Below are 21,738 nucleotides of genomic sequence, written 5' to 3' on the forward strand. Positions count from 1 at the left end.
GCCAATCTTAAAAGAAACTTGAGAGCGAAGGACCTCGTCGCCAGCAGCGCCGCCGCCCTCGTTCAGTGAGGGGGCTTATAGATCCTACCCCTTTTCTAAGTCAACAGCGCCAGACAAAGTTTTTTGACATTTTTGTAACAGATTGATTCGATTGAGATATATTCTGGAAGCGCGGTTTCGGATTGCTTTTGGTGCGGAGGCGGCGACCTCTGCCTGTGCTGTTTCGGTCGCCACCACTTTGGGCTGTGTCATTTGGGGCGGTTGGGCTCCGCCGCAGTCCGGATGTCGGCATGACTTGCACGCGATAGGGCAGCATCGGTAGTTTCGTTTTCGATCCGACACGTGGGGAATGACCGGCGCTTGTCCTGAATGGTGGGGGCCGGCACCATTCCCGCCAACGAAACGAAGACACCGACGTGACCCCTATGACTTCCTTGCCGGAGCTTCCGGTTTCGCATGTTCTTCCCGAAATCGGGGCAGCACTCGGTGCACAGGGGCGCGCAGTCCTTTCGGCGCCGCCGGGCGCCGGCAAGACGACGCTCGTACCGCTCTATCTGCTGAGGCAGGACTGGCGCGGCGACGGCAAGATCGTACTTCTCGAACCGCGGCGGCTGGCAGCACGCGCGGCCGCCAGCCGCATGGCCTCGCTGCTTGGCGAGACTGTGGGGGAAACGGTCGGCTATCGCATGCGGCTCGACACCAGGGTTTCCGCCAAGACCCGCATCGAGGTCGTGACCGAAGGCGTGTTCGCGCGCATGATCCTCGAGGATCCGGAACTCTCGGGTGTCTCGACCGTCATCTTCGACGAGTTTCATGAACGCTCGCTGGACGCCGACTTCGGCCTGGCGTTGGCGCTCGACGTACAATCCGCCTTGCGCGACGACCTGCGCCTGCTGGTGATGTCGGCGACGCTTGACGTTGCGCGCGTTGCTGCGCTTCTCGACCAGCCGCCTGTTATCGAAAGCATGGGGCGAAGCTATCCGATTGACGTCCGCTACAAGGATCGGCCGGGCGGCGAACGCATAGAGGATGCGATGACGCGTGCGATCGTCGACGCCCATGCCAGTGAAAGCGGATCGATCCTCGCCTTCCTGCCCGGCCAGGCGGAGATCGCCCGCACGGCGGAGCGGCTCCAAGGACGCTTCGGGCCGGAGACACTGATTGCGCCCCTCTACGGCAACCTGACACAGAAAGAACAGGACGCGGCAATCCGACCGGCCGAAGGCGGGACGCGCAAGATCGTGCTCGCCACCTCGATTGCCGAGACATCGATCACCATCGACGGCGTACGGATCGTAATCGATAGCGGCTTGCAGCGGCTTCCGGTGTTCGAGGCCTCAACCGGCATCACACGGCTGGAAACGGTGCGCGTCTCTCGCGCCTCCGCCGACCAGCGTTCCGGGCGAGCCGGCCGAACCGAGCCCGGCATCGCCATCCGCCTCTGGCATCAGGGACAGACCGCGGCCTTGCCGGCTTTCACGCCGCCGCAGATTCTCTCCAGTGATCTCTCCGGTCTGGTCCTCGACCTTGCCCACTGGGGCGTTCAGGATGCCCGCGTGCTGTCCTTCGTCGACCAGCCGCCGGAGACGACGCTGGCGGAGGCGCGCGCGCTCCTGTTGCAACTCGGCGCGCTTGACAAGGACGGCGCACTCACCCCGCGCGGACGGATGATGCGTGACCTTGCGCTGCCGCCACGTTTGGCCGCCATGGTGATCTCAGCCGGCGAGACTGGGCAAGCGAGAGATGCGGCCGCCCTTGCCGTGCTGCTGACCGAACAGGGCCTCGGTGGTCCCGGTATTGACCTCGAGGAACGGATGCGACGCTTCCGGTCGGAACGAGGTGAGCGCGCGGAGGGCGCGCGCCAGCTGGCGGCTCGACTGGCCAAGGGTCTCGATGTCGCAAAGTCAACGGAACCGAGCCAGGCGGGACGCCTTCTGCTGCACGCCTTTCCCGACCGAATCGCGCTGCAACGCGGCGGCAGAGGCCGATTCCTGATGGCGAACGGGCGCGGTGCGGAGCTGCCGGAAACCGAGCGACTTGCCGGCACCCAGATGCTCGTCATCGCCGACTTGACCGGCCGGGCGGCGCAGGGGCGAATTCTGTCTGCAGCAGAGGTTTCGCGTGGCGAGATCGAGGAAGAGCTACCTGGCGCCATTTCCACCGACAATCAGGTCTTCTTCGACCGCCAGAGCCGGCAGGTCAGGGCCCGGCGCGCGACGCGGCTCGGCGCCATTGTCTTCGAGGAGACGCCACTGCCGCGTCCAACCGGCGAAGCCGTCAGCCGCGCGCTGGCGGTAGGCGTGCGCGAGCTGGGGCTGGAACTGCTGCCCTTTTCCAAGGAAGCCATGCAGCTGCGTGAACGCATCGGCTTTCTTCATCGCAACATCGGCGATCCTTGGCCTGATGTCAGCGACCAGGCACTGCTTGCGCGGCTGGACGAGTGGTTCGTTCCCTACCAGACGGATGCCCGCGGGATTTCCGACATTTCCTCGTCTGCTCTTTCGAACGGGTTGATGGCGCTGATCCCGCACGAGCTGCAGCGGGATCTTTCCCGCCTCGCCCCGACGCATTTCGACGCGCCGACGGGACAGCGACATCCGATCCAGTACGACGGCGAGGAGCCGACTCTGACGATCCGCGTGCAGGAACTCTTCGGCCTCAAGCAGCACCCGGCAATTGGAGGCGGAAGGCTGCCGCTGCTTCTGGAACTGACGTCGCCCGCACACCGGCCGATCCAGACGACACGCGACCTGCCGGGCTTCTGGGCCGGATCGTGGAAGGACGTGCGCGCCGACATGCGCGGCCGCTATCCCAAGCACCCCTGGCCGGAACGGCCGGAGGACGCCCCGCCGACGACAAGGGCAAAACCGCGTGGTACATGAGCCCTAGCATGGCTCAAGGAATGTCAAATGGTCGATACTGTCGAAAGTTCGTCGGAAGAGGACAGGCACAACAGCAGGCGCCTGAGACTGCAGACGCTGGTGCGGCTGAGATGGCTTGCCGTCGGCGGCCAGGCCGTGACGGTGTTCATCGTTGCCTTCTGGCTGAAGTTTCCGCTTCCGCTTATTGCCTGCGGGTTGCTGATCGCGGCGCTGGCGGCGGTCAACTTCTACCTGATGATCCGCTATCCGCCGACGCACCGGCTCTACCCAGGCGCCGCCTTCGCACTGCTCGGTTTCGATCTTCTGCAGCTTTGCGCACTGCTCTTCATCACCGGCGGCCTTGCTAATCCCTTCGCCGCGCTCGTCTGCGTTCCCGTGATCATTTCATTCGCATCGCAGCCGATCCGCTTCAGCACGGTGCTCATTTTCATTGCGATGGTCTGCATCACCATCCTTGCCTTTTCACCCTTTCCCTTGCCGTGGTTCGACGGGGTCGAGATCAATGTGCACACGGTGATGCAGTTCGGCGTCTGGTGCTCGATCGCATCGACCATGGCCTTCGCCGCCTTCTATGCATACCGGGTCTCAATGGAGGCGAGCCAGCTCGCCGACGCGCTGGCGGCAACCGAACTCGTGCTGCAGCGGGAGAAACACCTTTCGCAGCTGGACGGTCTTGCCGCAGCAGCGGCACACGAACTCGGAACGCCGCTTGCCACCATCAGCGTGGTTGCCAAGGAAATGGAACGGGAACTGAAGGATGACGATCGCTTTCGCGAGGACGTGCAACTCCTGCGCAGCCAGAGCGAGCGCTGCCGCGACATCCTGCGGCGGCTGGCGACGCTCTCGGCAGAGGGCGAGGCCCATCTTCGGCGGCTGCCGCTCTCATCCATGATGGAAGAGATCGTGGCGCCGCACAGGGAGTTCGGGATCAAACTCGAGCTCATCGAGAAGAGCCCGCGCAAGGGCGAGCCTATCACCGACCGCAATGCCGGCATCATGTACGGGCTCGGCAATCTCATCGAGAACGCCGTCGACTACGCGCGCGACAAGGTAACGGTCACGGTCGAACACGATCTGAGAAAGGTCCGCATCACCATCGAGGACGATGGAGAGGGCTATTCTTCCGATATCCTGACCCGGATCGGCGAGCCCTACGTCACGAAGCGGCAACGGGAGGACCGGGCCGGTGGGCTGGGACTTGGCCTCTTTATCGCCAAGACGCTCCTGGAACGATCCGGCGCGTCGTTGGTCTTCGAGAACCGCATGCCGGAAGCCGCCGGAGCGCGTGTCCGTGTCGAATGGCCGCGCATGCTGATCGATGCGAATTCGACAAAATGACGCTATGGGCATAATGAAAAAGCTGAATAATTGACTTATATCAGGCGGGGCAGCCGCCGGGATTGATAGATATGAACGAGCTTGACCACGATTCCTCCCTCGCCAATGCGGATCATATCGGTCCGGACGCCAGCTTGCTGATCGTTGACGATGACGGTCCCTTCCTGCGCCGTCTGGCGCGCGCGATGGAGACACGCGGCTTCACGGTCGAGACAGCTGAGTCAGTCGCCGAGGGTGTTGCCAAGTCCAAGAGCCATCCACCGAAATATGCCGTCGTGGACCTGCGGCTTGGTGATGGCAACGGTCTGGACGTAATCGAGGCAATCCGCCAGCGCCGCGACGATACCCGGATCATCGTTCTGACCGGCTACGGCAATATTGCGACGGCCGTTACCGCTGTGAAGCTCGGCGCGGTCGATTACCTGGCAAAGCCCGCCGATGCGGACGACGTCTATGCCGCCCTGACGCAGCGGGCGGGCGAGAAAGCAGAGCTACCGGAAAACCCGATGTCAGCCGACCGTGTGCGTTGGGAGCATATCCAGCGGGTCTATGAAATGTGCGAGCGCAATGTTTCGGAGACCGCGCGGCGGCTCAATATGCATCGCCGCACGCTGCAGCGGATCCTCGCCAAGCGCGCGCCGAAATAACCCTAAATATCGTCGACTTCAAACGGCTTGCCGTTTGCCCATTCGGCCATCAGCAGGCGCTGGGCGGCTACGCGGGAGAAATTGAGCGTCACGGATTTACGCGTCGCTGGCGCAAGGCGATGTTCGGGCGCCTCGCGGATCATATGCGCGCCGTAGCCATCCGATAAAAACAACCCGCAGCCCTCGGGGAAAATCTCAAGCGGAACATCCTTGTGCGTGGCGAAAAACAGCCGATCACAATGCAGGCGATAGTCCGGCCACTTGCGGTCGACGCGAAAGTCCTCGATCGAGGTCTTGATCTCGATGATCCAGATTTCGCCCTTCTCCGAAATGGTGATCAGATCCGCCCGGCGTCCGCTCGCAAGCGACAGCTCCGGCAACACGGCGTGACGCATCTCATGAAGTAAAATCTGAGTCCCGCGCCGCACGAGCATAGCTCTGTCCGACTGCCGGCCGTCTATTAACGGATTGTTATTGTAAACACTCAAAATCGTCATGGATAACCGTAGGTCTGGCGCGCGCGTTGTTGCAAAAAAACCATGCGCTTCTAATTTGCCGCTGCGTATTGATTTTGCCGCACTGCAACAGCTTGCAAAGGCAAAGTTAATCGAAAATAAACCATAATCAAAGATGGTTCAAAAGACCGTTTCCCCTTGCCCATTTCCTAAGAGACATCCATGCGTATCCGCAATGCATTTCCTGTATTCGGCCTGATGGCGACGCTCGCTCTGGCCGGTTGCTCTTCGACTACCGAGAGCGCCTCCGTTGAAGACAAGGCCGTGCCGGGCCCGACCGTCCAGACCGCGCAGATCTTCGACGACGCCTATGGCGTGACGACGGATGCCGGATATTCGCTGCCGGCGATCCCGATCCAGAAGGTCAAGCCGCAGTTCCGCCGCCAGATCGTCTCTTACGAAACCACCGAGCGTCCGGGCACGATCATCGTCAACACCCGCGAGCGCTTCCTCTATTACATCCTGCCCGGCGGCAAGGCGATGCGCTACGGCATCGGTGTCGGCAAGCAGGGCTTCGCCTGGGCAGGCACGGCCTATGTCGCATGGAAGCAGGAATGGCCGACCTGGCATCCGCCGAAGGAAATGGCCGAGCGCAAGCCGGAAGTTGCCAAGTATGTCGAAGATGGCATGGGCCCTGGCCTCAGCAACCCGCTCGGCGCGCGCGCCATGTATCTCTTCAACGAAAAGGGTCAGGACACCCTCTTCCGCCTGCACGGCACGCCGGAATGGGCTTCGATCGGCACCGCGGCCTCCTCGGGCTGCATTCGTCTGATGAACCAGGACGTTATCGACCTCTACAGCCGCGTACGTCCGGGCAAGACGACTTCGAAGGTCATCGTTATCCAGTAAGCTGTTGCCGAAATGGGGTATTAGAAAGGCCGCCGGAACATTCTTTCGGCGGCCTTTTCTATTGATTTGTTCTTAAGCCTGCTTGCCCTTCAGTTCGAGGCGGCGGCGATGGAGGACAGGCTCGGTATAGCCGTTCGGCTGTGCCCTGCCCTTCAAGACAAGATCGAGTGCCGCCTGGAAGGCGATCGAACCGTCGAAATCGGTTGCCATTGGCACGTAGGCGGGATCGGATGCATTCTGCTGGTCGACAACTGCGGCCATGCGCTTCATCGTCTCGGCAATCTGCGCTTCGGTCGTGACCTTATGATGCAGCCAATTGGCCATATGCTGGGCGGAGATTCGCAGCGTCGCGCGGTCTTCCATAAGGCCGATATTGTTGATGTCGGGCACCTTGGAGCAGCCGACGCCCTGATCGACCCAGCGGACAACGTAACCGAGAATGCCCTGGGCATTGTTGTCGAGTTCGCGCTGGATTTCCTCCGGCGTCCAATTCGGACGAACCGCTACGGGGACAGAAAGAATATCGGAGAGCTTGGCGCGCGCACGGTCCTTCAGACCCTGTTGAACGCGGGCGACGTTGATGCGGTGATAATGGGTCGCGTGCAGCGTCGCAGCGGTTGGGGACGGAACCCAGGCAGTATTGGCGCCGGCTTTCGGGTGCGCGATTTTCTGCTCCAGCATCGCCGCCATCAGATCCGGCATGGCCCACATCCCCTTGCCGATCTGCGCATGGCCGGAAAGACCGCATTCAAGGCCGATGTCGACGTTCCAGTTCTCGTAGGCGCCGATCCAGGCAGCCTGTTTCATATCGCCCTTGCGGATCATCGGCCCGGCTTCCATCGAGGTATGGATTTCATCGCCGGTGCGGTCCAGGAAACCGGTGTTAATGAAGACGACGCGTTCGCGGGCGGCGCGGATGCACTCCTTGAGATTGACGGTAGTGCGCCGCTCCTCGTCCATAATGCCCATCTTGATGGTATTGCGCGCCATGCCGAGGGCATCCTCGACGCGCGAAAAGATCTCGGCAGCGAAGGCGACTTCCTCGGGTCCATGCATCTTTGGCTTGACGACATAGACCGAACCGGCGCGGGAATTCTTGCGCCGGCCATTGGGGCCGACGTCGTAGAGCGCAATCATGCCGGTGATCATGGCGTCCATGATCCCTTCCGGCACTTCGTTGCCGTCACGATCGAGGATGGCGGGATTCGTCATGAGATGGCCGACGTTGCGCACGAGCATCAGCGACCGGCGATGCACTTCGAAGGGCGTACCGGTCGGGCCGCTGTACTCCAAATCGGGATTGAGCTTGCGGATGAAGCTCGAGCCACCCTTGGACACCTCCTCCTGCAGGTCGCCCTTCATGAGGCCGAGCCAATTGCGATAGACGACGACCTTGTCTTCGGCGTCAACTGCTGCAACCGAGTCCTCGCAGTCCATGATCGTCGTAATCGCCGATTCCAGCCAGACGTCGGAGATGTGCGCCGGATCGCTCTTGCCGATCGCGGTCGAGGCGTCGATGACGATGTCGATATGGATGCCGTTGTTCTTTAACAGGATCTGCGTCGGCGCCGCGGCATCGCCCAGATAGCCGGCAAAATGCGCCGCATCGGTCAGCGAAACATGCTCGCCGTCGGTCGAAGTGATGGCGAGTGCACCATCCCTGACAGCAAAGGTCGCGACATCCTTCCAGTTCCAGCTGTCGAGCGGAGCAGCGGTATCGAGGAAATTGCGAACCCAGCCGATGACCTTCTCGCCGCGCTTCGGATTGTAGCTCTTGCCCTTTTCGGCGCCATCGCTCTCGGGAATCGCATCGGTCCCGTAAAGCGCATCGTAGAGCGAACCCCAGCGCGCGTTGGCGGCGTTCAGCGCATAGCGCGCATTCATGACGGGAACGACGAGCTGCGGACCGGCGATCGAGGCGATCTCGGGATCAACGTTGGCGGTTGATACCTGAAAATCGGAGCCTTCCGGCAGGATATAGCCGATATCCCGCAGAAACGCCTGGTACGCTTCCATGTCGGTCGGCGCGCCATGCTGACGGTACCAATCATCGATTCGAAGCTGAAGTGCATCGCGCTTGGTAAGCAGTTCGCGGTTGCGCGGAGCCAGATCGTGAACGATGGCCGAGAAATCTGCAAAGAACTTGTCGGCATCGATCTGCAGGCCGGGCAACGCCTCCTTCACCAGGAACTCATGAAGGACGGCTTCAACAGCAAGACCGTTTTTATCGATGCGGCTCATTCAATGTCTCCCAAGACCACGGCAGCTTTTTCATGCTGCCACTTTGCGCGGCTTTCATTCATAGTCAATTATGCAATAATTCGAAAGATTTATGCCGCTACGGACAAAGACCGCGGCGTGACGCGCATCGGCAGGCCGTTTTGCGGCTGCGTCGTCAGTTTCTGAACCGGCCATGGCCTTGTCTTGTCCGTCATATCGAAGCGGAACCGGTGCATCAGCACGGCCAGAGCGATAACAGCCTCCTGCAGGGCAAAGGTCGCGCCGATGCAGACCCGCGGACCCGCGCCGAACGGGAGGAACTGGAAACGCCCGATCTTGGCGCGATTCTCCGGCAGGAACCGTTCCGGGATATAGGCGCGTGGCTTGTCCCAATAGAGCTCGTGACGATGGAGCGTCCACGGCATGATGAGAACGGTGACTCCGGCCTCGATCTCGACCGTTTCGCCTTTCGCATCGGTCCAGCGATCGGCGGCGATGGCGGCGCGATTGATCGACGGCGCCGGCGGATAGAGCCGCAGCGCCTCCTCGAAGGCGGCACGCGTGTAAGGCATCAGATCGAGCCATTTTACCGGCTCGACATCCTGGGCCAGCACGCGATCGATCTCCTCCTCCATCGCCTCGCGGATGTGCGGCGTGTTGGCGACGCAATAGAGCGTCCAGGCGAGCGCCCGCGCCGTCGTTTCGTGGCCCGCGCCGATGAAGGTGAGAATATTGTCTTCAATCTCGTCGTTCGTCAGCCCGCCGGTTGCAGCCTGATCAAGGAGCAAGGTCAGAAAGTCGTCCGGCGCGGAGGCTCGATCGGCTTGCATACGCGCGAGCCGGGCATCCATGGTCTGGCGCACGATGTTTCGGAACTTGTCCAGCACCTTTTGACCGCCGATGCGGGTGACGCGCGGAACCCATGAGGGCGCGCGCAGGAGATCCATCGGGTCGACGCGCCCCATGCGGTGGAGGAGTGCGTTTACGTCGTCGGCAAAGCTATCGGAGGAGGTGACTATCTCGCCTGAGAACAGCGTATCGGCGAGCATGGCGAAGGTCAGTTCCGTCATGTCGGCGGCAATCTCGAAGACCTTGCCGTCTCTGCCAGCGGATTCGTATTTTATCGCGTAGTCCTCGGACTGGCGAAGCATCTGCCCGGCGAAGCCGTTTGCGTGGCGCGGCGTGAAGACCGGTGATACCGCCTTGCGGGATCGCTTCCAAACCTCTCCTTCCGCCGTCAGCAGGCCGTCACGCAGGATCGGGCGCAAGATGAGTTGGCGAATATCCGACATGCGGTAGTTCGTGGCATTGTCGACGAGAACATGGCGGATCAAACCGGGATCATTGACGATCAGGGTTCTTTCCCGAAAGAACCGTGTCTGGATCCACGGCAGCGTGTAGGAAGGCTCGCCCCAGAGCTCCAGCGGATTGCGCAGGATGGTGCGGATGATCTCAAGGCGGCTCGGTGGCACCGTGCGGGGCAACGGCGCCGGCGGTTCAAAGGGATCCGGACGCATGTCCATGAGAATTCAGCCTTTCGCGGAAGATTCTAAACTCTTCCCGGCAAGGCGGAAGCTAGAGCAGGCGCTCCAACTCGTCCAGCTTGTCGTTGACCAACCAGCCGTAATAGTTTTCCTCCGGCCAGACGGTTTCGCCTGAAGCGCGGTTCTTGGCCGCCAGGGCCGCCGCGCGCTGGCGCGAATTGCCGACATTATAGAGGGTGGCGGTCAGGCCCGGATTCTTGGAAATGTCCATGTCGGCGATCTGTTTGTAATCGTCGATCGAGCGGCGGATGGAGGCAGCGACGAAGGCAAGCGAGATATCGGGCTCCATGATTGCCTTGTAGACGGCACCGGCGTCCCTCTCGTTCAGCTTTTCATAACCTGAGACCTTGGAGACGAGATCCGAGAGCATCAGCGCGGTCAGCGGGTTGATCTGGCCGAGGCCGAAGGTCTGACCAGCGTAGAAGGGCTGAAAGAAGACGGCACTGAAGCGGTTGTTCGGGTAGCTCTTGCCACCGACCGTCTTGCCTCGGAAGTCCCTTTCCCAGACGTCCTCACGGCAGCTCCACAACGTGTAGGAATCGCCCTTGCCGCTACATTCAGCAAACTCCGGCCGCTTGACGAAATCGTCCACGTCCTCGCCATCATAGGCGAAACGGAAACTTTGGCCAGCATAGGAAGCGGCCTTCACGTAATAGGATTGCAGGCGGTCATAGGCGTCGACATTGTAGGTATGCTCGCCGACGATCGCACCGACCACGTGGATCGGGTCGATGCCATAAGCGGCCGAAACTTTCTTGATCTTGCCCATCAGTTCGTGATCCGTGGCCAAGAGGTCACGGACCTTCTCGTATTTCCGATCGAACGAGCTCTTCGTGCCTTTGGTGCGACGAACCGAGGCGTCCGGAACATCCGGTTGCTCGGCATGACGATTACCTGACGGCACCACCTGCATGGCAAAAGCAGGCACCGAGGTCAGCACCGCAGCAACAATCAGGAGGCTTGTCATAAGGCGTCGCACGATCAGCATTCCCATCATTTTGGCATTGTCGCGAAGCGCGCTGACTGGACCACAATCTTGGCCGAATAATGCTGGCGCCGATAACGAGACGGGCCCTTCACTAAAAAGTAAAGGGCCCGCTGTCGAGAGTCCAAGCTGTCAAAATCGCGGCGTCACATCAGTAAGGACCGGACCCGATGCGTGTTCATCACAGAATGAACCGGGACAGATCTGTGTTCTGCGCCAGGTCACCGACGTGCTCGCGGACGTAGTCGGCGTCAATCGTCACGGTCGAGCCGCCGCGATCCGGAGCATTGAAGGAGATTTCGTCCAGAACGCGCTCCATGACGGTCTGAAGGCGACGGGCGCCGATGTTTTCGACAGACGAATTCAAGTGGACGGCCACATCAGCCAGGGCATCAATGCCATTGTCAGTGAATTCGAGGGTGAGGCCTTCCGTTTCCATCAGCGCCTTGTACTGCCTGATAAGACTCGCCTCGGTTTCCGTCAGGATACGGCGGAAGTCTTCCTTTGTGAGCGCGCGCAGTTCGACGCGGATCGGCAGACGACCCTGCAATTCCGGCAACAGATCGGACGGCTTGGAGACATGGAATGCGCCGGAGGCGATGAAAAGGACGTGGTCCGTCTTCACCGGCCCGTACTTCGTCGACACCGTCGTTCCTTCGACCAGGGGAAGCAGGTCGCGCTGCACGCCTTCGCGCGAAACGCCGGCACCCATGCCGCCGTCGCGAGCGGCGATCTTGTCGATCTCGTCGAGGAAGACGATGCCGTCATTCTCGACCGCACGAACCGCCTCGCGCTGGATAACTTCGTTGTCGATCAGCTTGTCGGACTCGTCGCGGATCAGATCCGTGTAGGATGCCTTGACCGTCGTGCGGACCTTCTTGGTGCGGCCACCCATCGCCTTCCCGAACATTTCGGAGAGGTTGAGCACGCCGATATTTGCGCCCGGCATGCCGGGAATGTCGAAGCCACCCATGCCGGTACCGGTGTCGGCGATCTCGATATCGATCTCCTTGTCATCAAGTTCACCGTTGCGCAGCTTCTTGCGGAAGCTGTCACGGGTCGCCGGCGAGGCCGTGGCGCCGACGAGCGCATCGAGAACGCGTTCCTCGGCGCTCATATGCGCCTTTGCCTGCACTTCGCTCCGCTTCTTCTCGCGTGCGAGCCCGATGCCGACCTCGACGAGATCGCGGATGATCTGCTCCACGTCGCGTCCGACGTAACCGACTTCGGTGAACTTGGTCGCTTCAACCTTGATGAAGGGCGCGCCCGCCAGCTTGGCGAGACGGCGAGAGATTTCCGTCTTGCCGACACCGGTCGGGCCGATCATCAGGATGTTCTTTGGCATCACTTCGTCGCGTAGATCCGGATCGAGCTGGTGGCGACGCCAACGGTTGCGCAGCGCGATTGCCACCGCGCGCTTGGCCTCATGCTGGCCGATGATGTAGCGGTCAAGTTCGGAAACGATCTCGCGGGGGGAAAATGTGGTCATATCGAATATCCCATCGGGGCGTGAATCTTTGAAACCGGGTCAAGCTTCGGCGTCGAGCGTTTCCACCACCACATTATGGTTCGTGTAGACGCAAATATCGGCGGCAATATCGAGGGCGCGACGCGCGACCTCTTCGGCGGATTTGTCTGTGTCCATCAGGGCGCGGGCCGCAGCGAGCGCATAATTGCCACCCGAACCGATCGCCATGGCCCCGTGCTCCGGCTCGAGAACATCGCCGTTGCCTGTTATCGCCAGCGTCACCTGCTTGTCAGCGACGAGCATCATGGCTTCGAGGTTGCGGAGATACTTGTCCGTGCGCCAATCCTTGGCAAGCTCGACGGCGGCGCGCATCAGCTGCCCCGGATATTGCTCGAGCTTCTTTTCGAGGCGTTCGAGGAGCGTGAACGCATCCGCTGTGGCGCCTGCGAAACCGGCAATAACCTCGCCCTTGCCGATGCGCCGCACCTTGCGGGCGTTGCCCTTCATCACGGTCTGGCCGAGGCTTACCTGACCATCGCCGGCCACGATGACCTTACCGCCCTTTCGAACTGTAATAATCGTTGTCATCTATTCACCTTTGCCCGTCTGCCGGGCTTGTTGTGTCGGGCCGAACGCCGGCCCTGTCGAGCCCTATGTAAGTGCGTGAATGCCGATTGCAAATGGCGTCTTTTTCTGCTGCCGCGGTTCTGGATATTTCGCGGCACGCCTGATAAGGAACGCCCGTATTTCCCGATGGAGCAGCCTTATGGCCGAGACCGCAGCAAGCCGCACGGGTACCGTGTCCCGCAAGACGAACGAGACTTCGGTTTCCGTTTCCGTCAATCTCGACGGCACCGGAAAGTCGAAAATTTCGACTGGCGTCGGCTTCTTCGACCATATGCTCGACCAGCTGTCACGACATTCGCTGATCAACATGGAAATCGAGACCAAGGGCGATCTCCATATCGACGACCACCATACAGTGGAAGACACCGGTATCGCGATCGGCCAGGCGATTGCCAAGGCACTCGGCGACCGCCGCGGCATCACGCGCTATGCATCGATCGACCTCGCCATGGACGAGACGATGACGAAGGCAGCCGTCGACCTCTCCGGTCGCCCCTTCCTTGTCTGGAACGTCACCTTCAGTGCGCCGAAGATCGGCACGTTCGACACCGAACTCGTTCGCGAATTCTTCCAGGCGCTTGCCCAGAACGCCGGCATCACCTTGCATATTCTCAACCATTATGGTGCCAACAACCACCATATTGCAGAGACGTGCTTCAAGGCCGTTGCCCGCGCGCTGCGTACGGCGACAGAGATCGATCCGAGACAGGCGGGCCGTGTTCCCTCGACGAAGGGCACGCTCGTCTGAGCCCCCTGAGGGAGCTTGACGACATGACTTCCAGCTATCTGGTTCTGACTGCGCCTAGCGGAACAGACCCCAACCACGAGAAGACGCGCTTCATTCGCGACGGTTTTACCGTGCTCGGGTTTCTCTTCCCCTGGATATGGCTGGCCTTCCACCAGCTGTGGCTCTACGCCATCGTGGCATTTCTCCTGCAAAGCCTTGGCGGTGCGCTGACAGACCGCGCAGACCTCTGGCCCGTCGGCGTTGCGATCACCTTCGGCACCAGTCTGCTGGTGGCGCTCGAGGGCCAGAATCTTCGCATCCGCAATCTGGTTGCGAAGGGCTGGGCTGAGGCCGACCTCGTTTCCGCCGACTCGCTGCAGACCGCAGAAGAAATCTACTTTTTGAATGTCCAGACCGACGCCGACGACAGCCGCCCGGCGCCGTCGCCGCAATGGGATCCCGCAGCCCATGCCCCGCGACACGGCAACGCCACCTCGCTCGGTCTCTTTGGTTTTGATGGAGGACGCTGAATGCGCGTCGCAATTATAGACTACGGTTCCGGCAACCTGCGTTCGGCGACGAAGGCCTTCGAACGGGCCGCACGGGAAGTCGGCATCGATGCCGTGATCGATCTGACCGACAAGGCCGAGGTTGTAGCCGCCGCCGATCGCGTGGTGCTGCCGGGTGTTGGCGCCTATGCCGACTGCCGACGCGGCCTCGATGCCGTTTCCGGCATGTCGGACGCTCTGATCGATGTGGTTGAGAAGAAGGCCCGGCCCTTCCTTGGTATTTGCGTCGGCATGCAGCTTATGTCATCGCGCGGTCTCGAGAAGACCGTCACGGATGGCTTTGGCTGGATACCCGGCGATGTCGTCGAAATGACGCCAGGTGATGCCAATCTGAAGATTCCACAGATCGGCTGGAATACGCTGGATCTGAAATCCCCCCACCCGTTGTTCGACGGCATTCCGACGGGGCCGAACGGGCTGCATGCCTATTTTGTGCATTCCTACCATCTGGCGGCGAAAAACCCCGCCGACGTGCTCGCGACGGCCGATTACGGCGGCCCGATCACCGCCTTCGTCGGTCGCGACAACATGGCCGGAGCCCAGTTCCATCCCGAAAAGAGCCAGAATCTCGGCCTCGCCCTGATTGCCAATTTCCTGCGCTGGAAGCCTTGAGCTCGCGCATTGCAAGGACTGACAGAATGATCCTATTTCCCGCAATCGACCTCAAGGATGGGCAGTGCGTTCGCCTCAAGCTTGGCGATATGGACCAGGCAACCGTCTACAATCCCGATCCCGGAGCCCAGGCGAAGGCCTTTGAAGACCAGGGATTCGAATGGCTGCATGTCGTTGACTTGAATGGCGCCTTTGCTGGCGAAAGCGTCAACGGCGCTGCTGTCGACGCGATCCTGAAGGCAACGAAGAACCCCGTTCAGCTTGGTGGCGGCATCCGTACACTCGACCATATCGAGAATTGGCTGTCGCGCGGCCTTGCCCGCGTCATTCTCGGAACGATCGCCGTGCGCGATCCGGCGCTCGTGATTGAAGCCTGCAAGAAGTTTCCCGGCCGTGTTGCTGTCGGAATCGATGCCAAGGGCGGCAAAGTCGCAGTCGAAGGTTGGGCCGAGGCCTCCGAGCTCGGCGTCATCGAGCTCGCGAAGAAGTTCGAGGGCGCCGGCGTTGCCGCGATCATCTACACCGACATCGACCGCGACGGCATCCTTGCCGGCATCAACTGGTCGTCGACGCTCGAGCTTGCCGAAGCCGTATCGATCCCCGTCATCGCGTCCGGCGGCCTTGCTTCGATCGAGGACGTGAAGCGGATGCTCGAGCTTGACGCACGCAAGCTCGAGGGTGCGATTTCCGGCCGCGCGCTCTATGATGGACGCATCGACCCGAAAGAAGCGCTGGCGCTGATTTCAGCCGCACGCGCAAAGGAGACTGCGCAATGACCCTCAAGGCTCGCGTCATTCCCTGCCTCGACGTCAAGGACGGCCGCGTCGTCAAGGGTGTCAACTTCGTCAATCTGGTAGATGCCGGAGACCCGGTCGAGGCCGCCAAGGCCTACGATGCCGCCGGCGCCGACGAACTTTGCTTTCTCGACATTACCGCTTCCTCGGACAATCGCGAGACGATCTTCGATGTCGTCGCTCGCACCGCCGAGCAATGCTTCATGCCTGTCACCGTCGGCGGCGGCGTTCGCACCATCGCTGACATTCGCAAGCTGCTGCTTTGTGGCGCGGACAAGATCTCTATCAACTCGGCCGCCGTCAACAATCCGGATTTCGTTGCGGAGGCCGCCGACAAGTTCGGCGACCAGTGCATCGTCGTCTCGATCGACGCCAAGCGGCGGACAGTGCCTGTCCAAGGCGATGTCAGCGCCTGGGAGATCTATACGCATGGTGGCCGCAATGCGACCGGCATCGATGCCGTGGATTTCGCTCGGAAAATGGTCGAGCGTGGCGCCGGCGAGCTGCTTGTTACCTCAATGGACCGGGACGGGACGAAGGTCGGCTACGATCTCGAACTGACGCGTGCCATAGCGGATTCGGTTCGGGTGCCGGTGATAGCTTCGGGCGGCGTCGGCGACCTCGATGATCTCGTGGCCGGGGTCAAGCAAGGACATGCCAATGCCGTTCTGGCTGCTTCGATCTTCCACTTTGGTACCTATTCCGTCGGGGAAGCGAAGCGCTATATGTCGTCGTGCGGCATCGACGTGCGTCTGGACTGAGTGGAAAGCGGAATCATGAGCGAATTTACCCTCGCCGACCTGGAAAAGATCGTCGATGCGCGATCGAAGGCCTCTCCGGAAGAATCCTGGACGGCAAAGCTCGTTTCTGCCGGTCAGCCAAAAGCGGCCAAGAAACTCGGCGAAGAGGCGATCGAGACCGTGATGGCAGCGATCGCCGATGACCGCGAAAACCTTACCTATGAAGCCGCCGACCTGCTCTATCACCTATTGGTCGTATTGAAGGTCGCAGGCATTCCGTTGCAAAGTGTCATGGCGGAGCTTGAGCGCCGTACCGCTCAATCCGGCCTGAGAGAAAAGGCGAGCCGGCAAAGTTCATGAGTATCGCAAGACAGCTCATCGGAGCGCCCGAAACGCTCGATCATTTTCAGGCGAATGCCTATTCGCCCTATCACTTCTTTTCTTCCGAGGAATGGGCGCGCTTCCGGGCGGATACGCCGCTCACCCTGAAGGGGGACGAGGTCAAGCGGCTGCGCTCCATGGGCGACCCGATCGACCTCGATGAAGTGCGGCGCATCTATCTGTCGCTGTCGCGCCTTCTGTCGGCGCATGTGGAATCCTCGCAGCTGCTGTTCGAGCAGCGCAATCGCTTCCTCAGCCTCTCCAACGTCGCGAAGACTCCCTTCGTGATCGGCATCGCCGGCTCCGTGGCTGTCGGCAAATCGACGACCGCCCGTATCCTGAAGGAACTGCTGTCGCGCTGGCCGTCCAGTCCAAAGGTGGATCTTGTCACCACGGACGGCTTCCTGCACCCGAATGCCGTGCTGCAGCGTGAAAACCTGATGCAGCGCAAGGGTTTTCCCGAGAGCTACGACACCGGCGCGATCCTGCGTTTCCTGGCCGCGATCAAGGCTGGGCAGCCGAACGTCAAGGCACCGTCCTATTCGCATCTTGTCTATGACGTGCTGCCGAACGAGTACAAGATCGTCGATCGGCCGGATATTCTGATCTTCGAGGGCATCAACGTGCTGCAGTCGCGCGACCTGCCGGCTGGCGGCAAGATCGTTCCGATGGTTTCCGACTTCTTCGACTTCTCGATCTACATCGATGCGGATGAAAGCCGGATTCACGACTGGTATGTGACGCGTTTCCTGCGGCTGCGCGAAACGGCGTTTCGCGATCCCCACTCCTTCTTCCACCGCTATGCCTCGATCAGCGAGGAGGAAGCGCTGACGATTGCCGAAGGCCTCTGGGAAAACATAAACCTGAAGAACCTGCGGGAAAACATCCTCCCGACGCGCCCGCGTGCCGACCTTATCCTGCGCAAGGGCAACAATCACCTGATAGAACAGGTCGCATTGAGGAAGCTCTAGGCCGTTACCCGGCGAAGCGTCAGATTGATCCGGCCGCCATTCTTCAGCAAGGTCGACGTCGATGGATAGATCCTGTCGACGCCATGGAAGCAAAGGCGCCCTTCCGCACCCAAGATCACGACATCGCCGCTTGAGAGCTTGAAGGAAAGCGTGCGGTCGTCGCGCGCGAGGCCACCGACGCGAAACAGGCAGCTATTGCCGAGCGAGATCGACACAACAGGCGCTGCAAGGTCCTGTTCATCCTTGTCCTGATGCAGTCCCATGCGGGCCTCGTCGGAGTAGAAGTTGACGAGGCAGGCCTGTGGCGGCTTGTCATAGCCAGAGACGTCGTTCCAGATCTCGATCAATTCCACAGGCATGTCCGGCCAGGGCTTGCCCGTAACGGGGTGGGTCGGCTGATAGCGATAGCCGCGCTCCTTGTCGGTTACCCAGCCGAGCGGTCCGCAATTCGTCATGCGCACTGACATCGGCTTGCCGGTGCCAGGCATGACGGGCACGAAGAGCGGCGCACCCGCCACGATCGACCTGACAATATCCACCAAAGCCTGCTGTCGCGGCCGGTCCAGATAAACAGGACGATGACTGACGCCGTTCGGAAGCTTCAGCATGTCAATCTCCGAGCGGTCGCCCGCGCATCTTCTTCACCTCCGCACGGCCCGATTTCTGCTTCAGCCGGCGCTCGACCGACCCCTTTGTCGGCTTGGTTTTCTTGCGCGGTGGCGGTGGCGGTTTTGCCGCCTCGAGAATAAGTTCCTTCAGCCGCTCGCGCGCGTCTTCGCGGTTGCGATCCTGGCTGCGAAAGCGGCTTGCCTCGATCATCAACACGCCCTCTTTCGAGAGGCGCTTCCCGGCCAGTTTCACGGCATTCGCTTTCACCCGCTCCGTCAAGGACGGTGAGTTTGGGATGTTGAAGAAGAGCTGGACTGCTGTCGAGACCTTGTTGACGTTCTGCCCGCCGGGGCCGCCCGCCAGAACGAACTGCTCGGTCAACTCCCACCCGGCGATGATGATTCGATCGTTGATGTAAAGCGGTTCGCTGGCCATACATTTTCTATCTCACATCGGCCGGCCCTTGGGAACAGACAAAGAAACCCGGCGGAGACCGCCGGGTTTCACGTGAATCATCAATGTTTTGGCGCATCATTCAGCGGCGGCGCGAAACCCCGGAGCCGCATCGCGCACCCCGCCATCCACGTGGCCTTCGAACTTCGCGAAGTTCTCGATGAACATCGTCACGAGCTTGCTAGCCTGCGCATCATAGGCGACCGGATCCTGCCACGTAGAACGTGGATCGAGGATGGCCGTGTCAACGCCCGGCACCACAACGGGAACAGCAAAGCCGAAGTTCGGGTCGACGCGGCTGTCTGCCTTACCGAGCTCACCCGAGAGTGCTGCGGCCAGCAGCGTGCGGGTCGCCTTGATCGGCATCCGCTTGCCGGTGCCGTAAGCCCCGCCGGTCCAGCCCGTGTTGACGAGCCAGCATTCAACGCCGTGGCGACCGATCAGATCCTTCAGCAAATTGCCGTATTCCGACGGATGGCGTGGCATGAACGGCGCGCCGAAGCAAGTCGAGAACGTCGCCTCCGGCTCGGTCACGCCCCGTTCGGTACCGGCCACCTTGGCGGTGTACCCGGAAAGGAAGTGGTACATGGCCTGATCCGGCGTCAGCTTGGCGATCGGCGGCATGACGCCGAAGGCATCGGCCGTCAGCATGATGATTGTCTTCGGGTGACCGGCGAGGCCGGTCTTGGAGGCGTTCGGAATGAAATCCAGTGGGTAGGCGCAGCGTGTGTTCTCCGTCAGCGAGCCGTCGTTGAAGTCGGGTTCGCGTTCATCGTTCAGAACGACGTTTTCGAGAATCGTGCCGAAGCGCTGCGTCGTTGCGTAGATTTCCGGTTCCGCTTCCGCCGAGAGACGGATCGTCTTGGCGTAGCAGCCGCCTTCGAAGTTGAAGATGCCATCCTCACCCCACCCGTGCTCGTCGTCGCCGATCAGCGTGCGGGCAGGATCCGCCGAAAGCGTCGTCTTGCCGGTGCCCGAAAGGCCGAAGAAGACAGCGGAATCCCCAGCCGGACCGACATTGGCCGAGCAGTGCATTGGCATGACGCCCTTTGCCGGGAGCAGGTAATTCAGCACGGTAAAGACCGACTTCTTCATCTCGCCGGCATAGAAGGTGCCGGCGATCAGCACTTCGCCATTCGTCAGGTCGCAAGCGATGACCGTTTCTGTGCGGCAGCCGTAACGCGCTGGATCGGCTTTGAAGGTCGGCAGGTTGATGATCGTCAGCTTCGGGACGAAGGATTCGAGCGTCGGGCGCTCTGGGCGGATCAGCAGGTTACGAATGAACAGCGAATGCCAGGCCAGCTCCGTGACGACACGGGTCGGCAGCGCGTTGTTTTCGTCAGCACCTCCGATGAGGTCCTGAACGAACAGATCCTTGCCGGCGGCATGCGCGAGCATGTCCTGCTTCAACAGCGCGAAGTGCTCCGGCGACATCGGCTTGTTGTTGTCCCACCAGATCTCGCCATCGGTTTTGGCGTCACGTACGACGAACTTGTCCCTCGGCGAACGGCCGGTGTGCTGGCCCGTCAGGGCCCGCAAGGCGCCATGGGCGGTCAGCTCAGCCTCACCCCGGCGAATCGATTCTTCATAGAGGGAGGCGGCGGTAAAGTTATAGCGAGCGCTGTTTGCGCTCCCCAAACCGATCGTCGCCAGCTCTATCGCCGGGTTGTGGACTCCGAACAGCTCCATGGTCTTTCCCTTCCCTTGAGGCTCGTGCCGTTAAGAACTGAGGCTGACCGTACGGGCTGGTTTTTTAAAACGCAAGAGCCGAGAATCAATAAAATGTAGTAATATCAAACTATTAATCGATTTAAATTTTTCCGATTTATTTTAAATCGTTTGAATCAGAAGTCGCTCGTCAAATTGACAACACAGCTTTTGGTTGTCTTCAAAACTTTGCGACAATCCCACCCTTTATCTTTGCCACAATTTGTTCCACCTTTATCCCCATAAGCGCATCCGGTTCAGAAAGGCCGCCTGGGGGACCTTCAAAATTCCTGGAGACGCGCATAGATGACGGAGACGAATACCATGCCGACAATCGCGCTCGTTGATGACGACCGCAACATCCTCACCTCGGTGTCGATCGCACTTGAGGCTGAAGGATATAAGGTCGAGACTTATACGGACGGCGCTTCCGCCCTCGATGGTCTTCTCGCCCGCCCGCCGCAGCTTGCCATCTTCGACATCAAGATGCCGCGCATGGACGGCATGGAACTCCTGCGCCGCCTGCGACAGAAATCCGACATGCCGGTCATCTTCCTCACTTCTAAGGATGAGGAGATCGATGAGCTGTTCGGCCTGAAGATGGGCGCGGATGACTTTATTACCAAGCCATTCTCACAGCGCCTGCTGGTCGAGCGGGTGCGCGCTGTTCTGCGCCGTGCATCGAGCCGCGAGGCTGCCGCCGCAGCCGGCGGTGCCGCTCCAAAGCCGGGCACGGCACAACAGCTCGCTCGCTCACTCGAGCGCGGTCAGCTGGTCATGGACCAGGAACGCCACACCTGCACCTGGAAAGGCGAGCCGGTGACGCTAACGGTCACCGAATTCCTCATCCTGCATTCGTTGGCCCAGCGTCCGGGGGTCGTCAAAAGCCGTGACGCGCTGATGGACGCGGCTTATGACGAGCAGGTCTATGTCGACGATCGCACCATCGACAGCCACATCAAGCGGCTTCGCAAGAAATTCAAGATGGTCGATATCGACTTTGATATGATTGAAACGCTTTACGGAGTGGGATACCGCTTCCGCGAAGCAGCCTGACGCCCAAGCGGCGCGGCATCTGAGAATTGTCGAGAGTGGTGATC

General features: G+C 60.7%; 21 protein-coding genes. 12 read left to right on the plus strand and 9 right to left on the minus strand.

The window, feature by feature from the left end:
- Positions 1-416: 416 nt before the first annotated feature.
- From hrpB to AC1DPR_RS02240, 3 genes are all read left to right on the plus strand, one after another.
- The gene (gene hrpB, locus AC1DPR_RS02230) at positions 417-2,882 is read left to right on the plus strand and encodes an ATP-dependent helicase HrpB (RefSeq protein ID WP_026372087.1); all 2,466 of its coding nucleotides are present in this window, start codon (positions 417-419) and stop codon (positions 2,880-2,882) included.
- Positions 2,883-2,909: 27 nt separating this feature from the next.
- Entirely contained in the window at positions 2,910-4,220 is a 1,311-nt protein-coding gene (locus AC1DPR_RS02235) for an ActS/PrrB/RegB family redox-sensitive histidine kinase (RefSeq protein WP_018859450.1), read from the plus strand.
- Between the two features lie 71 nt (positions 4,221-4,291).
- A complete protein-coding gene (locus AC1DPR_RS02240; protein ID WP_025657901.1) occupies positions 4,292-4,867 on the plus strand; it encodes an ActR/PrrA/RegA family redox response regulator transcription factor in 576 nt (191 codons plus the stop codon).
- A 2-nt stretch (positions 4,868-4,869) separates the two neighbouring features.
- Here AC1DPR_RS02240 and AC1DPR_RS02245 read toward each other — a convergent pair whose 3' ends face one another.
- Entirely contained in the window at positions 4,870-5,364 is a 495-nt protein-coding gene (locus AC1DPR_RS02245; RefSeq protein ID WP_026372086.1) for an MmcB family DNA repair protein, read from the minus strand.
- 180 nt (positions 5,365-5,544) lie between these two features.
- On the opposite strand from AC1DPR_RS02245, the gene AC1DPR_RS02250 reads away from it, so the two are divergent.
- The gene (locus AC1DPR_RS02250; RefSeq protein ID WP_018859447.1) at positions 5,545-6,231 is read left to right on the plus strand and encodes a L,D-transpeptidase; all 687 of its coding nucleotides are present in this window, start codon (positions 5,545-5,547) and stop codon (positions 6,229-6,231) included.
- Positions 6,232-6,303: 72 nt separating this feature from the next.
- On the opposite strand, the gene AC1DPR_RS02255 is transcribed toward AC1DPR_RS02250, so the two are convergent.
- The 5 genes from AC1DPR_RS02255 to hslV form a co-directional block, all read right to left on the minus strand.
- Positions 6,304-8,472, minus strand: coding sequence for a malate synthase G (locus tag AC1DPR_RS02255; RefSeq protein ID WP_477815714.1), 2,169 nt, complete (start codon positions 8,470-8,472; stop codon positions 6,304-6,306).
- Positions 8,473-8,561: 89 nt separating this feature from the next.
- Entirely contained in the window at positions 8,562-9,974 is a 1,413-nt protein-coding gene (locus AC1DPR_RS02260; RefSeq protein WP_018859445.1) for a cytochrome P450, read from the minus strand.
- Positions 9,975-10,026: 52 nt separating this feature from the next.
- Positions 10,027-10,974, minus strand: coding sequence for a DUF1402 family protein (locus AC1DPR_RS02265; protein WP_026372085.1), 948 nt, complete (start codon positions 10,972-10,974; stop codon positions 10,027-10,029).
- A 187-nt stretch (positions 10,975-11,161) separates the two neighbouring features.
- Complete coding sequence (hslU, locus tag AC1DPR_RS02270; protein WP_018859443.1) at positions 11,162-12,469, minus strand: ATP-dependent protease ATPase subunit HslU; 1,308 nt, start codon at positions 12,467-12,469, stop codon at positions 11,162-11,164.
- Between the two features lie 39 nt (positions 12,470-12,508).
- Positions 12,509-13,036, minus strand: a complete 528-nt coding sequence (gene hslV, locus AC1DPR_RS02275; RefSeq protein WP_113469641.1) for an ATP-dependent protease subunit HslV — start codon at positions 13,034-13,036, stop codon at positions 12,509-12,511.
- Positions 13,037-13,214: 178 nt separating this feature from the next.
- Between hslV and hisB the strand changes: the two genes are divergently transcribed.
- The 7 genes from hisB to coaA are packed head-to-tail and all read left to right on the plus strand — an operon-like array spanning position 13,215 to position 17,869.
- On the plus strand, positions 13,215-13,823 hold the full coding sequence (gene hisB, locus AC1DPR_RS02280) for an imidazoleglycerol-phosphate dehydratase HisB (protein WP_018859441.1): 609 nt from the start codon (positions 13,215-13,217) through the stop codon (positions 13,821-13,823).
- Positions 13,824-13,846: 23 nt separating this feature from the next.
- The gene (locus tag AC1DPR_RS02285; protein WP_113469642.1) at positions 13,847-14,332 is read left to right on the plus strand and encodes a DUF2628 domain-containing protein; all 486 of its coding nucleotides are present in this window, start codon (positions 13,847-13,849) and stop codon (positions 14,330-14,332) included.
- Positions 14,333-14,983 (plus strand): imidazole glycerol phosphate synthase subunit HisH, encoded by a 651-nt coding sequence (hisH, locus tag AC1DPR_RS02290; RefSeq protein WP_018859439.1) that lies wholly within the window; start codon positions 14,333-14,335, stop codon positions 14,981-14,983.
- A 26-nt stretch (positions 14,984-15,009) separates the two neighbouring features.
- Positions 15,010-15,759, plus strand: coding sequence for a 1-(5-phosphoribosyl)-5-[(5-phosphoribosylamino)methylideneamino]imidazole-4-carboxamide isomerase (gene hisA, locus AC1DPR_RS02295; protein WP_018859438.1), 750 nt, complete (start codon positions 15,010-15,012; stop codon positions 15,757-15,759).
- Entirely contained in the window at positions 15,756-16,538 is a 783-nt protein-coding gene (gene hisF / locus AC1DPR_RS02300; RefSeq protein WP_113469643.1) for an imidazole glycerol phosphate synthase subunit HisF, read from the plus strand. Before hisA ends, hisF begins: the two co-directional genes overlap by 4 nt.
- Before the next feature lie 15 nt (positions 16,539-16,553).
- Positions 16,554-16,877: a phosphoribosyl-ATP diphosphatase gene (locus AC1DPR_RS02305; protein ID WP_113469644.1), complete on the plus strand. Its 324-nt coding sequence runs from the start codon at positions 16,554-16,556 to the stop codon at positions 16,875-16,877.
- Positions 16,874-17,869 (plus strand): type I pantothenate kinase, encoded by a 996-nt coding sequence (coaA, locus tag AC1DPR_RS02310; protein WP_018859435.1) that lies wholly within the window; start codon positions 16,874-16,876, stop codon positions 17,867-17,869. The genes AC1DPR_RS02305 and coaA overlap by 4 nt, the downstream gene beginning before the upstream one ends.
- Here the strand turns inward: coaA and AC1DPR_RS02315 are convergent.
- From AC1DPR_RS02315 to AC1DPR_RS02325, 3 genes are all read right to left on the minus strand, one after another.
- Positions 17,866-18,477: an alpha-ketoglutarate-dependent dioxygenase AlkB gene (locus AC1DPR_RS02315; protein WP_113469645.1), complete on the minus strand. Its 612-nt coding sequence runs from the start codon at positions 18,475-18,477 to the stop codon at positions 17,866-17,868. The two genes, coaA and AC1DPR_RS02315, sit on opposite strands and share 4 nt — an antisense overlap.
- Before the next feature lies 1 nt (position 18,478).
- The gene (gene arfB / locus AC1DPR_RS02320; protein WP_113469646.1) at positions 18,479-18,913 is read right to left on the minus strand and encodes an alternative ribosome rescue aminoacyl-tRNA hydrolase ArfB; all 435 of its coding nucleotides are present in this window, start codon (positions 18,911-18,913) and stop codon (positions 18,479-18,481) included.
- Between the two features lie 96 nt (positions 18,914-19,009).
- Positions 19,010-20,620 (minus strand): phosphoenolpyruvate carboxykinase, encoded by a 1,611-nt coding sequence (locus AC1DPR_RS02325; protein ID WP_018859432.1) that lies wholly within the window; start codon positions 20,618-20,620, stop codon positions 19,010-19,012.
- 342 nt (positions 20,621-20,962) lie between these two features.
- Here AC1DPR_RS02325 and AC1DPR_RS02330 point away from each other — a divergent pair, with 342 nt between their 5' ends.
- The gene (locus tag AC1DPR_RS02330; RefSeq protein WP_192241849.1) at positions 20,963-21,694 is read left to right on the plus strand and encodes a response regulator transcription factor; all 732 of its coding nucleotides are present in this window, start codon (positions 20,963-20,965) and stop codon (positions 21,692-21,694) included.
- The last annotated feature ends 44 nt before the right edge of the window (positions 21,695-21,738 follow it).

This window comes from Rhizobium sp. 01T417 (genome assembly GCF_056398905.1).